A 17,355-nucleotide genomic window follows, 5' to 3' on the forward strand; every position below is an offset into this window, starting at 1 on the left:
TTTGTGTGTTAATGACTATGGAAATGTGCGGTTTGCTCTCTTCGGCGTGCTCGGGTGTGTAGGTGTGCGCCCGGCGGGCGCGTCCGAATGGTGCATCGGCATCGGTGCCAGGCGGGTATCGATGCCGGCCGCGCAAAATCCACGTGAGTACGTGGTCATTCGAGCGAAGGTAGTGACATGGGCAGCAAACAGGGTCGTCGGACGTCACGGGTTGCCGTGGCAATCGTCGGAGCGGTGGCTGCCGGCCTGGCTCTCGCCGGACCTTCCGCGGCCGTTCCTCTCTTCCCCGGTGGACCCGACATTCCGTTGCCCGTCATTCCCGGCGTTCCGTACCTCGATCCGGCGATTCCGGTTCCGGGCATCCCGGGTACACCGATTCAGGCTCCCATCGGCGTCCCCAACTTCTCCGCGCCGTCGCTCAATCCGTCCGCGGGTGAGACAGTCGGCATCGCGCAGCCGATCATCATTCGTTTCAACGAGGCCGTCGGCGACCGTGCTACGGCCGAGCGCGCGATTCGCGTGACCACCGATCCTCCGGTCGAGGGCAGCTTCTACTGGATCAACGACAGCCAGGTCCGTTGGAAGCCGACACAGTTCTGGCCGGCGAACATCTCCGTGACCGTCGACGCCGGTGATTCGCACTCCACGTTCAACATCGGTGACGCACTCGTCACCGTCGCGGACGACAACACCAAGCAGGTCACCGTCACCCGCAACGGTGAGGTCGTGCGCACCATGCCGACGTCGTTCGGCAAGCCGGGTCACGAAACACCGAACGGCACGTACATCGTCGGCGAGCAGTTGCGCGACATGTACATGGATTCGTCCACGTACGGCGTCCCGATCGATTCTCCCGAGGGTTACCGCACCTACGTCGAGTACGCGACACGAATTTCCTACAGTGGCATCTTCGTCCATGCCGCTCCGTGGTCGGTTGCGCAACAAGGTTTCACCAATGTCAGCCACGGCTGCCTCAATGTCAGCACCGAGGACGCCAAGTGGTTCTTCGAGAACGCAGGCAAGGGTGACCCGGTGATCGTGCAGAACACCGCAGGTGGAGTCCTCAGCGGCGCCGACGGATTGGGCGACTGGAACCGCTAGACATCGACGAGGAAGGCCCTGCGCGAGAAGTATTCGCGCAGGGCCTTTTTCGTGTCGCGTTCAGCTCGAGTGTCTTGTACGTTCACCATTCATTCGTTGCGGGCGGTCAGACTGCCTCAGTGAGATCGAGTCCGGAAAGAACGCTGCCCACTTCAGGCAAGCCAGGTCTGTGGGGCAGACCATGGCGTGATTACGCGCTCTTCGCGCTCTTGGTCGGCCCCAATCTCGCGTTGCTGATCTTGTTCACCTATCGCCCGCTGGTGGACAACATCCGACTTTCGTTCTTCGACTGGAACATTGCGGACCCGAAGGCGACGTTCATCGGGCTGAGCAACTACCGCGAGTGGTTCGGACGAAGTGACACCTGGCAGATCGTCACCAACACAGTGATATTCACGTTGGTTACAGTGGTGGGTTCGATGGTCATCGGTTTGGCGTTGGCCATGCTGCTCGATCGCAAGCTCGTCGGGCGAAACCTGGTTCGGTCGGCCATCTTCGCGCCGTTCGTGATCTCCGGTGCAGCGATCGGTGTCGCGTTTCAGTTCGTCTTCGACCCCAACTTCGGCCTGATCCAGGATCTCCTGCACCGTGTCGGACTCCAATCGCCCGACTTCTATCAGGATCCCCACTGGGCGCTGTTCATGGTGACGGTGACATACATGTGGAAGAACCTCGGGTACACGTTTGTCATCTATCTCGCTGCACTGCAAGGAGTTCGGCAGGAGCTGAACGAAGCTGCCGAAATCGACGGCGCCAAGCCGTGGACCAAGTTCCGCCGGGTTCTCCTACCTCAGTTGCGCCCGACGACGTTCTTCCTCTCCATCACCGTCATGCTCAACTCGCTCCAGGTCTTCGACATCATCAACGTCATGACCCGTGGTGGCCCGCTGGGTACGGGGACGACAACGATGGTCTACCAGGTGTACAACGAGACGTTCCGAAACTTCCGGGCGGGCTACGGTGCGACGGTTGCCACCATCATGTTCCTGATCCTGCTGATCATCACCGTCTACCAGGTTCGTGCCATGGATCGGGGAGAAGAGAAATGACAGCGGTAGAGGAAAAGAAAAGCGCTGCTCCGACTTCCGTCGTTAGGCCGGGGCCGGACCGCAAGAACGTGGACCGGCGTGAGGTCGGTGTGAAGATCCTCGGCTATGCGGCAATGGTGATCGCGTTGGTCATCATCGTCCTGCCGCTCTACTGGATCGTGATGACCTCGTTCAAGGAGCGCCCGGAGATCTACACGCAGCCGGCAACGTGGTGGCCGTCGTCGCTGCATCCCGAAAACTATTCGGAAGCAACCACATCGGTCCCGTTCTGGATGTTCTTGCGGAACTCGATAGTGATCACGACGATTCTGTCGGCGGCGAAGTTCGTTCTGGGGACTCTCAGCGCCTATGGGCTTGTTTTCCTGCGCTTCCCGGGGAAGAACTTCGTCTTTCTCGGAATCATCGCCGCATTGATGGTTCCGAACCAGATCACCGTGATCTCGAATTACGCGCTCGTGGCAGAGTGGGGCTGGCGTAACACGTTCCAGGGCATCATAGTTCCGCTCGCGGGTGTAGCCTTCGGTACGTTCCTCATGCGCAACCACTTCCTCTCGATCCCTTCGGAGATCGTCGAGGCGGCGCGGATGGACGGAGCCGGCCACTGGCGGTTGCTCTGGCGCGTGGTGCTCCCCGTTTCCGGACCCACGATGGTGGCGTTCGGCATCATCACGGTGGTCAACGAATGGAACGAGTACCTGTGGCCGTTCCTCATGTCCGACGATTCCTCGGTAGCGCCGCTGCCGATCGGATTGACCCAACTGCAGAACAACGACGGACTTACCAACTGGGGTCCGGTCATGGCAGGAACGGTGCTGACGATGCTACCGATCCTGGTGATTTTCCTTCTGCTGCAACGACACATGATCAAGGGCCTCACCTCCGGTGCGGTCAAGGGCTGACAGCTTTCCCGTCACATTTCTTTCTCGAGGAGCAGTAATGGCAAACATGAACAGGCGCGGATTCTTGAGCCTCGGCGGTGCAATCGCCGCCGGAGCCGCACTGACCGCGTGCGCGGGATCCGGCGGGTCGAGCGCTGATGCTGCGGGAACATCCGGTGCGTCGGGTGATTCCAACACCATCACCTTCTGGTCGAACCACCCGGGTAAGTCCACCGACGTGGAGAAGGAACTGATCAACCGCTTCCAGACCAAGTACCCGGACCTGAAGGTCAACTTGGTGGACGGCGGCAAGAACTACGAAGAGGTGGCACAGAAGTTCAACGCTGCCCTCTCCGGTGGAGATGTGCCCGATGTGGTTGTGCTGTCCGATGTCTGGTGGTTCAACTATGCACTGGCCGGGGCAATCGAGCCGCTTGACGGACTCTTCTCCGAGGTGGGGGTCGACTCGGCCGACTACGTCGATTCACTGCTCGCCGACTACCTGTTCCAGGGCAAGCACTATGCGCTTCCCTACGCGCGGTCGACGCCGTTGTTCTACTACAACAAGGCGGTCTGGTCGCAGGCAGGTCTTCCCGACCGTGGGCCGGCGACATGGCAGGAGTTCGACGAGTGGGGACCCGAGCTGCAGAAGGTCGTGGGCAACGGCAAGTTGGCACACGGGTGGGGCAACGCGAAGGATTACCTCGGCTGGACCTACGAAGGCCCAATCTGGACGTTCGGCGGCTCGTACTCCGACCAGTGGAATCTGCAGCTCGACAACGAGAAGACCATTGCCGCAGGGCAGTTCCTCTCCAGCATGATTCACGACAAGAAGTACGCCGCGGTCTCCACTGACATCGCGAACGAATTCGGTACCGGCATTCTGGCGTCGACCATCGCGTCGACGGGCGATCTGTCCGGCATCAAGAAGACTGCCAACTTCGACTTCGGCACCGCTTTCCTCCCGGCAGTGGACGGAACTCCCGGTTGCCCCACCGGCGGTGCCGGGCTTGCCATCCCGTCCAAGATCTCCGATCAGCGTAAGAAGAACGCGCTCAAATTCATCGACTTCATCACCAATGGTGAGAACACGGCGTACTTCTCGCAGAACGTCGGCTACATGCCGGTCCGCAAGTCGGCAACCTCGGAGCCGAGCATGAAGGCGTTCCTCGACGCGAACCCCAACTCCCGTACCGCTGTGGATCAGCTCTCGCGTACGCGCTCGCAGGACTACGCACGCGTGTTCGTCCCGGGTGGGGATCAGATCATCGGCACCGGACTCGAGCAGATCGCTCTCCAGAAGGCCGACGTCGCATCGACATTCGCCGGCGTTGCCACGCAGTTGCAGCAGATCATCGACCGGCAGATCACCCCCAAGCTGCCGAAGTAGTAGGAGAGAACACTCATGGCCAACGTGCAATTCGCGGGAGTCACGCACCGCTACGAAGGAACCGATCGACCGGCAGTCGACCGTCTCGACCTCGACATCGCCGACGGTGAGTTCCTGGTACTCGTAGGACCTTCCGGTTGCGGTAAGTCCACCAGCCTGCGAATGCTCGCCGGTCTCGAGTCCGCGTCGGACGGTCGGATCGAGATCGGCGGCACGGACGTCACGCACCTCGCTCCGCGAGCACGTGACGTCGCCATGGTGTTTCAGAGTTACGCGCTGTACCCGAACATGACCGTCGAGCAGAACATGGGCTTCGCGCTCCAGAATGCCGGAGTGGGAAAGACGGAGCGCCGGGAGCGGGTACTCGAGGCCGCGCGGATGCTCGAACTCGAACCCTTGCTCGGACGGAAACCGGCAAAGCTGTCGGGCGGGCAACGTCAGCGAGTTGCCATGGGTAGAGCCATCGTTCGCCATCCCAAGGTGTTCTGCATGGACGAACCACTCAGTAATCTGGACGCCAAACTGCGCGTCAGCACACGGTCGCAGATCGCCGCCCTACAGCGTCGACTCGGCACCACGACGGTCTACGTCACCCACGATCAGGTCGAGGCGATGACGATGGGGGACCGAGTGGCGGTGATGCTGGACGGTCGCTTGCAGCAGGTGGCGAAGCCGCGCGAACTCTACGACAACCCCGTCAACACCTTTGTGGCCGCCTTCATCGGATCGCCCGGCATGAACCTGATCGAAGCGCCGGTCGAGGGTACCGTCGCAGTGCTCGGTGATCTGCGGATTCCGCTGCCCACCGGGGCGTCCGAGCGGGAGCGGGTCGTCGTGGGAGTGCGCCCGGAATCGTGGGATCTGGTGGGAGCGTGGCGAAAGGGCTCGCTGGCCGTGGATGCCGATCTGCTCGAAGAGTTGGGAGCCGAATCGTTCGTCTATGCAAAGGGTGCCCCGGATTCGCAGTGGCAGAGCCGATCCGGTCGAATCGTCATTCGCGTCGACCGGAAGATGTCGGTGGCACCGGGGGAGTCGCTTCATCTGCTGCCCAAGGCCGGCGAGGTGTACTTCTTTTCCGCGGAGACCGGAGTACGTCTGTAGCGATACTGTGTGCGGCATGACCGTCGCACGTTCGCTGTTGCTGTTCGTACTCGCCGCGCTGCTCGAAATCGGGGGCGCGTGGTTGGTGTGGCAGGGAATTCACGAGCACAAGGGATGGATCTGGGTGGGGCTCGGCGTCATCTCGCTCGGCCTCTACGGTCTGGTCGCCACCATGCAACCCGATGCGAACTTCGGGCGCATCCTCGCCGCGTACGGCGGGATCTTCGTCGCAGGTTCACTGCTGTGGGCGGTGGTGATGGACGGATTCCGCCCGGATCGTTTCGACATCGCCGGTGCGCTGATCTGTCTGGTCGGCGTCGGGGTGATCATGTACGCCCGGTAGGCCTTCGGCCCCGTGCGCGCTCAGGGAGTCCAGGGGGTCCCTAAGCGCGCACAGGGGCTTGCCCCTGCTACCAGATCTTCACACGCTTCTCCGGCTCCAAATACAGTGCGTCACCGGGCTTGACGTCGAACTCCTCGTGGAACGTGTCGAGGTTGCGGACGACGCCGTTGCACCGGAACTCCGGCGGCGAGTGCGGGTCAACGGCCAGACGGCGAAGCGCTTCGGCCTCACGGGCCTTCGTGCGCCATACCTGCGCCCACCCGAAGAACACGCGCTGCAAGCCGGTGAGTCCGTCGATGACCGGAGGTTCGGTACCTTCGGTCGCGATCTTGTACGCCGCGATCGCGATCGACAGGCCGCCGAGGTCGCCGATGTTCTCGCCGATCGTGAACTCGCCGTTGACGTGGTGGCCCGGCAGTTCCTTGGGCTCGAACTCGTTGTACTGCTCGATGAGAGCCTTTGTGCGCTTGCCGAATTCGCTGCGGTCCTCGTCGGTCCACCAGTCGACCATGTTGCCGTCGCCGTCGTACTTGGCGCCCTGATCGTCGAACCCGTGGCCGATCTCGTGGCCGATGACGGCGCCGATGCCGCCGTAGTTGGCAGCGTCGTCGGCTGCCGCGTCGAAGAACGGCGGCTGGAGAATGGCTGCGGGGAAGACGATTTCGTTCATGCCCGGGTTGTAGTAGGCGTTGACGGTCTGCGGCGTCATGAACCACTCGTCACGGTCGACGGGGCCGCCCAGCTTGGCCAGGTCACGGTCGTACTCGGCGGCGTATCCGCGACGGTAGTTGCCCACCAGGTCGGTTGCCGAGATCTCGAGTCCGGCGTAGTCGCGCCACTTGTCGGGGTAACCGATCTTCGGGGTGAACTTCTCGAGCTTGGCCAATGCAGCCTCACGAGTCTGCGGGCTCATCCACTCGAGGTCGGAGATGTTGCGGCGGTACGCCTCCTGCAGGTTTGCGACCAGTTCCAGCATGCGGGTCTTCGCCTCTGCGGGGAAGTGTCGATCGACGTAGAGCTTGCCGACGGCCTCGCCGAGCAGATCCTGGACCAGGCTTACCCCGCGCTTCCAGCGCTCACGGTTCTCTTCGGTTCCCGAGAGCGTGGTGCCGTAGAAAGCGAAGGTCTCGTCGACCAGGGCCGAATGCAGGTAAGGGGAGCGGGCATGAAGCACCTTCCACGCCGCCCATGCCTTCCAGTCGTCCAGTGACTCCGACGCCCAGAGTGCGGTGAAGGTGTGCAGGAAATCGGGCTGGCGGACCACGATCTCGGCGAACTTCTCCGAATCGGCGCCGAGACCGGACAGCCATGCCGCCCAGTCCAAACCGGGGTTCTGTTCGGTCAGTTCCTCGAAGCCCACCAGGTTGTAACTCAGATCTGCGTCACGACGCTTGACGACGTCCCAATGCCCGGCCGCGATCTTCTTCTCGAGCTCGAACACACGCTGGGCGTCGTAGCCGACGCCGGCGAGGGTGAACATCTTGTCGATGTGCGCGACGTACTTCTCGCGGATCTCCGCGTAGTTGTCCTCGCGGTAGTACGACTCGTCGGGGAGGCTGATTCCCGACTGGCTGAAGTGGATCAGGTACCGCTCAGAGTTCTTGGCATCGGTGTCGACGTAATGCGAGATGGCACCGCCGACGCCGACGCGCTGGTGGCGTCCGATCACGGTGGCCAGCGACGACCGGTCCGGCGCATCGGCGACGGCGTCGAGCTCGTCGTCGATGGGGCCGAGGCCTGCGGCCTCCACGGCGTCGGCGTCCATGAAGCTCGAGTACAGGTCGCCGATGCGCTGTGCATCGGTACCGGCGGCCGAGTTGGACTCCGCGGCTTCGGTGATGATGGTCTGTACGTCTTCTTCGGCCTTGTCGTAGAGCGTCCGGAAGGCCCCGTCGACTGCGCGGTCTGCCGGAATCTCGTATTCGGCGAGCCATTTTCCGTTGACGTGGACGAACAGATCGTCCTGCGCCCGTGTGTCGCCGTCGAGGTGGGTGAGGTCGATGCCTGAGCGATGAGCCGTGGTCATTTCTCCATCCTTACACGATCATGACGAACTGCTCGGTGTGTGCGCGATCGCTCCACGCCGAGTTCATCTCTTGTGCTGGGCAACGTCGGTATGGCATGGCACGATCGAATACGTGACCAGCAGACCTGCCGCAGATCCGCACCTGCAGGACCTCGCGCGACTGCGACGTGTGCGAGACCGTATCGACCGGGAGTACGCGCGGCCTCTGGACGTGGAGGCGCTCGCGCGGGGAGTGAACATGTCTGCGGGGCATCTCAGTCGCCAATTCCGTCAGGCATACGGAGAACCGCCGTACGCCTACCTGATGACCAGGCGAATCGAGCGAGCGATGGCGTTACTGCGGCGCGGAGACCTCAGTGTCACGGACGTCTGCTTCGAGGTCGGTTGCAGCTCTCTCGGCACTTTCAGCAGCAAGTTCACCGAATTGGTGGGGGTTCCGCCCAGTGTCTATCGGCGTGAGGCCGAGCAGTCGACGGCAGGAATGCCGTCCTGCGTGTCCAAACAAGTCACCAGACCGATCAGGAATCGAGAAGCGCAGACCGCGCAGCCGCAATTAACGTGATCGCCATGGACATCACCATTCACTCGAGTTTCCTTCCGCAGGACGACCCTGAAGCCGCCCTGAACTTCTATCGCGACACGCTCGGCTTCGAGGTTCGCAACGACGTCGGCTACGACGGGATGCGTTGGATCACGGTGGGGCCGCCCGGCCAGCCCGGCACCTCCATCGTGCTGCATCCGCCGGCCGTCGATCCCGGAATCACCGACGAGGAGCGCCGCACCATCATCGAGATGATGGCCAAGGGCACCTACGGCGGACTTCTCCTGGCCACCAAAGATCTGGACGACACGTTCGAGCGGCTTCAGGCCGGCGACATCGACGTCGTCCAGGAACCGACCGAGCAGCCGTACGGCGTTCGCGATTGCGCCGTCCGGGACCCAGCGGGAAACCTGATCCGTATTCAAGAACTGCGCTGAGCCCGTCAACTGCGCTGAGACCGTCGGCGATCGACTGACAGATGGAGACACGATGACTGCCTTGCACACCGCAGACAGCCACGATTTGATCCGCGTGCAAGGCGCGCGGGTGAACAACCTCGAAGACATCAGTGTCGAGATCCCGAAGCGGAGGCTGACGGAATTCACCGGCGTCTCCGGTTCGGGGAAGAGTTCGCTGGTGTTCAGTACGATCGCCGCGGAATCGCAGCGGATGATCAACGAGACCTACAGCGCTTTCGTTCAAGGATTCATGCCGACGCTCGCGCGGCCGGACGTCGATGTTCTCGACGGCCTGACCACCGCGATCATCGTCGATCAGCAGCGGATGGGAGTCGACCCGCGCTCGACCGTCGGAACCGCCACCGACGCCAACGCGATGCTCCGCATCCTGTTCAGCCGTCTCGGAAAGCCTCACATCGGTTCGCCTCAGGCGTTTTCGTTCAACGTGGCCTCGATCTCCGGAGCAGGCGCGGTCACGATGGAACGCGGCGGACGTCAGACGAAAGAGCGTCGCAGCTTCAAGATCACCGGCGGCATGTGTCCGCGGTGTGAGGGACGAGGGGCGGTCAACGATTTCGATCTGACCGCGTTGTACGACGACACCAAGTCGCTCAACGAGAGTGCGATCACGGTCCCCGGCTACAGCATGGAGGGTTGGTACGGCCGGATCTACCGCGGCTGCGGTTTCTTCGATCCCGACAAGCCGATCAAGAAGTACACCAAGAAGGAACTGAACGATCTGCTCTACAAAGAGCCGACCAAGATCAAGGTCGAAGGCATCAACCTGACGTACACGGGTCTGATTCCGCAGATTCAGAAGTCGTTCCTGGCCAAGGACGTCGACGCGATGCAGCCCCACATCCGGGCTTTCGTCGAGCGGGCGATCACGTTCACCACCTGCCCCGAATGCGACGGGACGCGACTGAGCGAGGGGGCGCGGTCGTCGAAGATCAAGGGCGTCAACATCGCCGACGCCTGCTCGATGCAGATCAGCGATCTCGCGGAATGGGTCAGCGGACTGAAGGAGCCTTCGGTCGCGCCGTTGCTCACGACGCTCGGTGAAACGCTCGACTCGTTCGTGGAGATCGGACTCGGCTACCTCAGTCTCGATCGGCCGTCGGGAACCCTCTCCGGCGGTGAAGCTCAGCGCACCAAGATGATTCGTCACCTGGGTTCCTCGCTCACCGACATCACGTATGTATTCGACGAGCCCACCACCGGCCTGCATCCCCACGACATCGCGAGGATGAACGACCTACTGCTGCGCCTGCGCGACAAAGGCAACACCGTGCTCGTGGTCGAGCACAAGCCGGAGACGATCGTGATCGCCGACCACATCGTCGACCTCGGTCCGGGTGCGGGTAGCGCCGGCGGAAACGTCTGCTTCGAGGGCACCGTCGAGGGCCTTCGTGCCAGCGACACCGTAACCGGCCGTCACTTCGACGACCGGGCCGCAATCAAAGAGACCGTGCGGGAGTCCACCGGAGCAATCGAGATTCGTGGAGCGAACTCACACAACCTCCAAGATGTAGACGTCGACGTACCGCTCGGCGTACTGGTCGTGGTGACCGGTGTGGCAGGGTCGGGCAAGAGTTCGCTGATCCACGGCTCACTCGCGAAACGCGAAGACGTGGTGTCGGTCGATCAGAGTGCGATCCGCGGCTCGCGTCGGAGCAACCCGGCGACTTACACGGGGCTGCTCGACCCGATCCGCAAGGCATTCGCGAAGGCCAACGGCGTGAAGCCGGCGCTGTTCAGTGCCAACTCCGAGGGCGCCTGCCCGACGTGCAACGGCAACGGCGTCATCTACAGCGACCTGGCGATGATGGCCGGCGTTGCCACTCTCTGCGAGGAGTGCGAGGGCAAGCGCTTCCAAGCCGAGGTACTCGAATACAAATTCGGTGGCAAGGACATCAACGAGGTTCTCACGATGTCGGTGGCCGAGGCCGAGGAGTTCTTCGGCGACGGTGAGGCCAAGACCCTCGCTGCGCACAAGATCCTCGTCCGACTGGTCGACGTGGGGCTCGGATACCTCACGATCGGCCAGCCGTTGACGACGCTGTCGGGCGGTGAGCGCCAGCGAATCAAGCTGGCAACTCACCTGGGCGAGAAGGGCGGCGTGTACGTCCTCGACGAGCCGACCACCGGACTGCACCTGGCCGACGTCGAGCAGTTGCTCGGCCTGCTCGATCGACTGGTCGATTCCGGTAAGTCAGTCATCGTGATCGAGCACCACCAAGCGGTGATGGCACACGCAGACTGGATCATCGACCTCGGACCTGGTGCCGGTCACGACGGCGGTCGGATCGTCTTCGAGGGCACTCCCGAGGAGCTCGTCGCCGACGGCTCCACACTCACCGGAAAGCACCTCGCGGCATACGTCGGCAGCTGACCGGGCTCCTACCTCAGGCGTCGATACCCAGGTTGATGACGGCGAGGTAGGACCCGTCCGACTGCTTTTCGACGGTCATGAGGCCGGTGTCGTCGTAGATGCCGTCACTGGCGTTGTTCGTGTTGTTCTCACGACCGGTGTGCTCGCTGTACGGGGACTGCGAGTACACCTCGTCGAGAAGGGTCTCGTCGAAGAAGGTCTGCGACGTGAGGACCGTCTTCTTGTCGATGTGAACCTTGACGTGGATGTGGGTGGTGCGGCCCATGTACCAGCCGGGAAAGATCGTGGTGAACTGCGCGATGCCGTTTGCATCGGTGGTCTGGGCGCCGCGCAGGTAGGTGCCGTCGTCGGTGGTGGTGGCTTCGGTGTCGCCGACGCTGTACGAACCGTCGGAGGTCTCACCGGACCCTCCCATGCCGCCGCCCATTCCGCCGGGGGCGCCTGACGGTGGTTCGCCCATTCCGCCTCCGGGTGCACCTGACGGAGGTTCACCCATCCCGCCGGCCGGGGGAGTTCCGCCACCGCCGCCGCCGTTGGCGCTCAGCGAACCGGATTCGAAGCCGGAGTACACGCCGCCGGCGTCGCAGTGCCAGATCTCGACGACGGCGTTACTGACCGCGCCGATGCTGCCGTCGACGTTGCACTGGCTGTTGTCCTGCACGCGCATTGCCACCTGCAGTGTGGTGCCCGGACGGTCTTCGCGGATGTCGCCGCGAATGGAGTCGACGTCGAACCAGTAGGGGCCCTGTGTCTCTTCCTTGCTCATGACACACTGCGGTGCTTTGGCCAGAAGTGCGGTGACAGCGTCGCCGGACGTGGCCGCGGCGGAAGCGCCGGAAGTCGTTGTCGTCGACGCAGTCGCAGCCGAAGTCGTCGTGGCGGTGCCACTGTTGCCGGAGCACGCTGCGATGAGCCCGCCGAGACTGATGGTTCCGCCGAGGGCGAGAGCCCGCCGACGGCTCACGCGCAGCCTGCTCGCTTCGATGTCTTTGTTCACGCCGCTGTACCTCCATTGTGTGGGCTGTTGTCTCAATGGTGGACGGGCGACCTGGTGCGGAACTGGTTATCCGCTGTGAACTTGCTGGGAGAGCATCTGGATGCTCGAGGTGGCCCGTACGTAGACCTGTCCGCCGGCGTCGACGATGCGCGTTTCGATCAGCGCGAGCCTGCGCCCGGCACGAATCACGGAGGCCTCGGCGCGTAAGACCGGCCCGCCGATGTCGGGTGAGCGCAGGAAGTCGATCTTGTGGTCGAGGACGCGATAGTCCTGGTCGACGCTGGTCAGGGTCTGGGCAGACAGGCCAGTGATGGCGTCGACTGCCGAGATGAGGACACCGCCCTGAACGGCGCCCAACGGGTTGGCCATCCAGGCCACGGGTGCGAACTCACCGACGACGGAACCCGGGGTCACGTCGACGACAGCAAGATCGAGGAGTCCGGCGAGTGGACCGCGTTCGAGTTTGCCGTCGCGGATTCCTTCGACGACGTCGGACCCGGACAACCCGCTCAGGTTGCTTGTCTTCTCCGGCGTCGGGACGGGCAGCGGCTCGCCCTCTACGTAGTCGTCGATTCCCACGACGGGGGGACGCGAGACCACCATGGCGCGACCAGCCATCACTGCCAGAAGGGTGCCGTTCTCGTCGCGAAGTTGCCCGGATGCGAGTCCGACGCCGTCGTCGAGATGCACGAGTGTTCCGGTGGCACCGACGTCCGCGATGTCGGGGATGTCGGCGCCCGCACTGACCGTGACCTGCGCGAGCACGGACTGATGGCCCGAGGTCAGTCCCGAGTACACCGCGCCACCCATGGCACCGTCGATCATGACTCCGATGGAACCGAGCACGGTCTTGCCACGGTGATCGTGGAATCGCTCGCCGACGGCCTGCGCGAAGGCCAGGTCCCCGGGCTCGACCGAAACGGCGCGCACACCCATCAATGTGTTGAGTGGGTCAAGCTTCTTGACGGGCGCGGCGGAGTTGTCGATGCTCATCCGTCGAGTATCTCCAGCGCGCCGAGTCCTGCCGAGACCGGGTCTCAACCACCGATACGTGAATGCATCTCCCAGACGAGGACTTCGGCCCCGGCGTCGGAGGTCAGCTGCTGGCCACCCGAATCGCTCAACCGGACAGCATCGCCCTCGTACAGTGTGCCGACGCCCTCCATCTCGGCAGTGCCCTGCGCGACGAAGACGTGCAGGAACCGTGCGCCCGGAAGATTCACGGAGGTGCCCGGCATAATGCGTGCGACATGCATGGCGGCGTTCTTGTTGTTGATGCGAATCGCCGAATGATCCTTGTAGCGCTCCATCCCGGAGGCAACCGGGATCAGACCGCCGCGCAGCAGTTCGTCGTCGATCTCGAGCTGTTCGTAACCGGGGGTCAGTCCACCTTCGTCCGGTACCACCCACATCTGAATGAAATGCACGGGGTCGGAATGCTGTTCGCCGCCGATACGCCACGAATCGTTCTTCTCACTGTGCATGATTCCGGTACCGGCGCTCATGCGCTGGGCGAGTCCCGGATAGATGACGCCGGTGTGGCCGATGGAATCCTGGTGCACGAGCGAACCGCGAAGCACCCAGGTCACGATTTCCATGTCCTTGTGCGGATGGGTGTCGAAACCGGTTCCCGCCAGTACGGTGTCGTCGTTGTTGACGAGCAGCAATCCGTGATGAGTGTTGTCCGGATCGTAGTGCTGTCCGAACGAGAACGAATGTTTCGAATCCAGCCAGGAGACGCGGGATTTCAAGCGATCGCCGGAGCGGTGCACATCGATGTGCGGTGTCGTCCGTGGGGCCTGTGCTCGACCAGATGCCATGGCTCCTCCTTCTGTACCACCGGGATCCACCACAATCGGGATCCGCCACTACCGGCATCCACCCTACGACGAACCTGCTGTGTAGTCCGAACATTGGGCGTACTCGGTGGTGTCGTCAGTTCGTCGACGCGTGCATCTCCCACACGAGTATCTCCGCATCGCCGATTCCCTCGACTCGTTGACCGCCAGTATCCTTGAGTCGCAACGAATCTCCCGGACCGAGCAATCCGACTCCCTCGACGTCGACAGTGCCACCGGCGATGAAGCCGTGCACGTACGGCGCATCCGGGAGAGATACCGACCCACCGGTCTCGAGGCGAGCAACATGCAGTGCCGCATGTTTGTTGTGCAAGCTGATCGCGCTGTGGTCGCGATGCGCGGGCATCCCCGACGCCAGGGTGATCAGGCCACCGCCGTCGAGTTCGGAGTTGATGTCGAGTTCCTGATAGCTCGGAGTCACTCCGGATTCGTCCGGGGGTATCCACATCTGGACGAGGTGAACGGGCTCGGTGACACGCGAGCCGTCGGCCCGGAAGCGATCGTTGCGCTCGGAGTGCAGGATTCCGGTACCGGCGCTCATTCTCTGCGCGAGTCCGCGATGGATGACCCCGGAGTGCCCAGCGGAATCCTGGTGAACCAGAGATCCGCTGAGCACCCACGTCACGATCTCGGTGTCGCGGTGCTGATGAGTGTCGAAACCGTAGTCGGCTTCGATGATGTCGTCGTTGTTCACCAACAGAAGTCCATGCGCGTACGCGGCGTGATCGAAGTTTCCGGCGAAGGGGAAACTGTGACGCGCCGTGAGCCAGCCGTAGTTGAGATGCGCACGTTCGTCAGCTCGCTGGACGACTACCGACGACATGTCAGCTCAGCGTCTCGTGTGCCGCCGGGATGGATCCCAGGCGTCCGGCCTGGAAGTCCTCGAAGGCCTGCATGACCTCGGACTTGGTGTTCATGACGAACGGCCCGGCCATCGCGATGGGCTCACGAATCGGTTTGCCGCCGAGGATGAATACCTCGAGAGATTCGGTCCGTGAATCCTGGCGATCGGAGGCGGCGACGGTGATGGAGTCACCGCGTCCGAAGACAGCTGTCTGTCCGACACGAATGGGCCGACGCTCGGCCCCGACCGTGCCTTCGCCGGCGAGCACGTAGACGATCGCGTTGAACTCGGGGTTCCACGGAAGCGTCAGGCTCGCACCCGGGGCCACAGTCGTGTGGGAGAGCGCGATCGGTGTGTACGTCGAACCAGGTCCGGCGTGGCCGGCGATGTCTCCGGCGATGACGCGTACCAAGGCTCCGCCGTCCGGCGAGGAAAGCAGGGCCACCTTGTTACCGGTGATGTCCTGGTACCGCGGAGATGCCATCTTGTTGTCGCGAGGCAGGTTGACCCACAGTTGGACGCCGTGGAAAAGGCCGCCGCTGAGGACGAGGTGCTCCGGCGGAGTTTCGATGTGGAGGATGCCGCCACCCGCGGTCATCCACTGGGTGTCGCCGCCGCCGATAATGCCACCGCCACCGTTGGAGTCCTGGTGCTCCATGATGCCGTCGATCATGTAGGTCACGGTTTCGAAGCCGCGGTGCGGGTGCCACGGTGTGCCCTTGGGTTCTCCGGGTGCGTAGTTGACCTCGCCCATCTGGTCCATGTGGATGAAGGGATCGAGGGCGGAGAGGTCGATGCCGGCGAAGGCGCGGTGAACGGGAAAGCCTTCACCTTCGTATCCGACCGGTGCGGTGGTGATGCTCTTGACGGGGCGGTCGACTGCTGACTCTGCCGGCTCGTCGAGACGGGGCAGGGCCAAGATGTTCTCGACTGTCACAGCAGGCATGTCGTACTCCTTGTATCCGTGAAGCTGATGTCAGGTAGTTGATTGTTCAACTATCTCATTCGGAGTCAACAAAGTCGAGCCCCGGGTATTCCCGGGGCTCGACTGGTGTTCGGATCAGCGCAACATGCTGCCGAGGGTCTTTGCCGCTGCCATGACCTCGGTGCCCAGCGCTGCTTGGTCCTCGGAGTCGAAGACGGAAATTCCGAGGCTGGAGATGGCGTCGCGGCGTCGGCCGGGGATCACCGCCGAGATTCCCAGGACGGACGGGATGACCTCGCCGACGGTCACTGCGTAGCCGCGTGCGCGTGCCGCCGTCACTTCCTCTCGTTCCCCGCTCGTCGGCGGGAGTGAGGCAAGGATGGAAAGCCCGGCGGAGCCGCGGTCGATCGGATCGACCTGCCCTGGATGAAACGCGACGTGAACCTTGGCGCTGCGTGGTTCGACCACCATCAGCGCGCGCACTTCGGTATCGCTCTCGCGGACCACCAGGTGCGCTGTCGCCTCGGTGGCCTCGGCAAGTTCTTGAAGTATCGGGCGAGCGAGAGTGCGCAAATCCTGTTCCACCGGTTCGGCGAGGGTGACCAGGCCGGCGCCGAGAGTGACGCGCTTGAAGGAGTCCTTGCGGCACAGGTGATGAGCCTCGAGCGTGCGGATCAACCGATGTGCGACAGTCCGGTGGACTCCCACTCCGTCGGCAATGTCGGTGACCGACAAGCCGTGCGGATAGGACGTCAGGAGTTCCAGGATCTCGAGTCCGTGGTGCAGCGTTTTCGACATGCTGGAGTCCACTTGAACTGCACTTTTGCGCGGTCGGTGTTCCTCGCTCAGCTCTGACATCAAATCCCTTTCTTGACGTTTGTGAGGTATGCCACCTACGCTTTGAACATATCGCACAGTGTGTGCGATTATCGCACACTTTACGAAGCTGCACAACCTTCGGGTGGATGCAGCGCAGCGTGTTCGGAGAGAACCTTCATGAGCAACTACAGCGTCGTGGCAACGGAGGACGTTGCCGCAATCCACCAGCTGTACGGCCACCAGAGTCATTGCATAGACTCTGGGCGCCAGCAGGATTGGGCGCAGACATTCACCGATGGCGGTGAGTTTCATTCCCCCAGTTATCCGGAACCCGTGGTCGGTTTCGACGACCTTGCGGCTTTTGCTGCTCGCTTCTTCGCGGCGGCGGAAGCTGCCGACGAGGTGCATCGCCACGTTCTGACCAATCTCGTCGTCGAGGCGGTGGACGAGAGTGCTCTCACAGTGCACGGGTACCTGCAGATCGTTGCCACCGCTCGCGGCGGAGACTCGCGACTGGTGCGGATGACAACTGTCACAGATCACGTGGTTCGGGTCGGTGAGGAGTGGAAGATCGCCCGCCGCACCGTTTCCCGCGACGACGCGCCCCGAGCGTCCGAACAAGCTTGAAGTGC

Annotated in this window: 17 protein-coding genes; 10 read left to right on the forward strand and 7 right to left on the reverse strand. The window is 62.8% G+C overall.

Going from position 1 to position 17,355, the window contains the following annotated elements:
* Positions 1-177: 177 nt before the first annotated feature.
* From ATN37_RS26620 to ATN37_RS26645, 6 genes are all read left to right on the forward strand, one after another.
* Positions 178-1,101 carry an Ig-like domain-containing protein gene (locus ATN37_RS26620; protein WP_007731397.1) on the forward strand — a complete coding sequence of 308 codons (924 nt, stop codon included), beginning with the start codon at positions 178-180 and terminating at the stop codon, positions 1,099-1,101.
* 74 nt (positions 1,102-1,175) lie between these two features.
* Positions 1,176-2,150: a carbohydrate ABC transporter permease gene (locus tag ATN37_RS26625; protein WP_172827032.1), complete on the forward strand. Its 975-nt coding sequence runs from the start codon at positions 1,176-1,178 to the stop codon at positions 2,148-2,150.
* Positions 2,147-3,049 (forward strand): carbohydrate ABC transporter permease, encoded by a 903-nt coding sequence (locus ATN37_RS26630; RefSeq protein ID WP_003939837.1) that lies wholly within the window; start codon positions 2,147-2,149, stop codon positions 3,047-3,049. Before ATN37_RS26625 ends, ATN37_RS26630 begins: the two co-directional genes overlap by 4 nt.
* 37 nt (positions 3,050-3,086) lie before the next feature.
* Entirely contained in the window at positions 3,087-4,418 is a 1,332-nt protein-coding gene (locus ATN37_RS26635) for an ABC transporter substrate-binding protein (RefSeq protein ID WP_003940485.1), read from the forward strand.
* A 15-nt stretch (positions 4,419-4,433) separates the two neighbouring features.
* Positions 4,434-5,519, forward strand: a complete 1,086-nt coding sequence (locus tag ATN37_RS26640) for an ABC transporter ATP-binding protein (protein ID WP_007731405.1) — start codon at positions 4,434-4,436, stop codon at positions 5,517-5,519.
* A gap of 16 nt (positions 5,520-5,535) precedes the next feature.
* Positions 5,536-5,862, forward strand: coding sequence for a YnfA family protein (locus tag ATN37_RS26645; protein WP_218695823.1), 327 nt, complete (start codon positions 5,536-5,538; stop codon positions 5,860-5,862).
* 67 nt (positions 5,863-5,929) lie between these two features.
* Here the strand turns inward: ATN37_RS26645 and ATN37_RS26650 are convergent, their stop codons facing one another.
* Positions 5,930-7,888: a M13 family metallopeptidase gene (locus ATN37_RS26650; protein WP_058037706.1), complete on the reverse strand. Its 1,959-nt coding sequence runs from the start codon at positions 7,886-7,888 to the stop codon at positions 5,930-5,932.
* 112 nt (positions 7,889-8,000) lie between these two features.
* Between ATN37_RS26650 and ATN37_RS26655 the strand changes: the two genes are divergently transcribed.
* From ATN37_RS26655 to ATN37_RS26665, 3 genes are read left to right on the forward strand one after another with little or no spacing between them, the layout of a single operon-like run.
* Positions 8,001-8,450, forward strand: a complete 450-nt coding sequence (locus ATN37_RS26655) for a helix-turn-helix transcriptional regulator (RefSeq protein WP_030535180.1) — start codon at positions 8,001-8,003, stop codon at positions 8,448-8,450.
* 5 nt (positions 8,451-8,455) lie between these two features.
* On the forward strand, positions 8,456-8,866 hold the full coding sequence (locus ATN37_RS26660) for a VOC family protein (protein WP_003940539.1): 411 nt from the start codon (positions 8,456-8,458) through the stop codon (positions 8,864-8,866).
* A 52-nt stretch (positions 8,867-8,918) separates the two neighbouring features.
* On the forward strand, positions 8,919-11,279 hold the full coding sequence (locus ATN37_RS26665; RefSeq protein ID WP_218695824.1) for an excinuclease ABC subunit UvrA: 2,361 nt from the start codon (positions 8,919-8,921) through the stop codon (positions 11,277-11,279).
* Between the two features lie 13 nt (positions 11,280-11,292).
* Here ATN37_RS26665 and ATN37_RS26670 read toward each other — a convergent pair whose 3' ends face one another.
* The 6 genes from ATN37_RS26670 to ATN37_RS26695 all read right to left on the reverse strand — a co-directional run bounded on the left by ATN37_RS26670 (position 11,293) and on the right by ATN37_RS26695 (position 16,762).
* Complete coding sequence (locus ATN37_RS26670; protein WP_218695825.1) at positions 11,293-12,276, reverse strand: intradiol ring-cleavage dioxygenase; 984 nt, start codon at positions 12,274-12,276, stop codon at positions 11,293-11,295.
* A gap of 66 nt (positions 12,277-12,342) precedes the next feature.
* Positions 12,343-13,269: a PaaI family thioesterase gene (locus tag ATN37_RS26675; RefSeq protein WP_058037708.1), complete on the reverse strand. Its 927-nt coding sequence runs from the start codon at positions 13,267-13,269 to the stop codon at positions 12,343-12,345.
* 44 nt (positions 13,270-13,313) lie between these two features.
* Positions 13,314-14,096, reverse strand: a complete 783-nt coding sequence (locus tag ATN37_RS26680) for a pirin-like bicupin family protein (protein ID WP_218695826.1) — start codon at positions 14,094-14,096, stop codon at positions 13,314-13,316.
* A 115-nt stretch (positions 14,097-14,211) separates the two neighbouring features.
* Entirely contained in the window at positions 14,212-14,958 is a 747-nt protein-coding gene (locus ATN37_RS26685; protein WP_003939960.1) for a pirin family protein, read from the reverse strand.
* A 1-nt stretch (position 14,959) separates the two neighbouring features.
* On the reverse strand, positions 14,960-15,925 hold the full coding sequence (locus tag ATN37_RS26690; RefSeq protein ID WP_007731415.1) for a pirin family protein: 966 nt from the start codon (positions 15,923-15,925) through the stop codon (positions 14,960-14,962).
* A 114-nt stretch (positions 15,926-16,039) separates the two neighbouring features.
* Positions 16,040-16,762, reverse strand: coding sequence for an IclR family transcriptional regulator (locus tag ATN37_RS26695; RefSeq protein ID WP_218695827.1), 723 nt, complete (start codon positions 16,760-16,762; stop codon positions 16,040-16,042).
* Between the two features lie 138 nt (positions 16,763-16,900).
* On the opposite strand from ATN37_RS26695, the gene ATN37_RS26700 reads away from it, so the two are divergent.
* Entirely contained in the window at positions 16,901-17,350 is a 450-nt protein-coding gene (locus ATN37_RS26700; RefSeq protein ID WP_007731417.1) for a nuclear transport factor 2 family protein, read from the forward strand.
* Positions 17,351-17,355 lie beyond the last annotated feature (5 nt).

The organism is Rhodococcus sp. MH15 (genome assembly GCF_019266045.1).
Taxonomy (GTDB): Bacteria; Actinomycetota; Actinomycetes; order Mycobacteriales; family Mycobacteriaceae; genus Rhodococcus_F; species Rhodococcus_F qingshengii.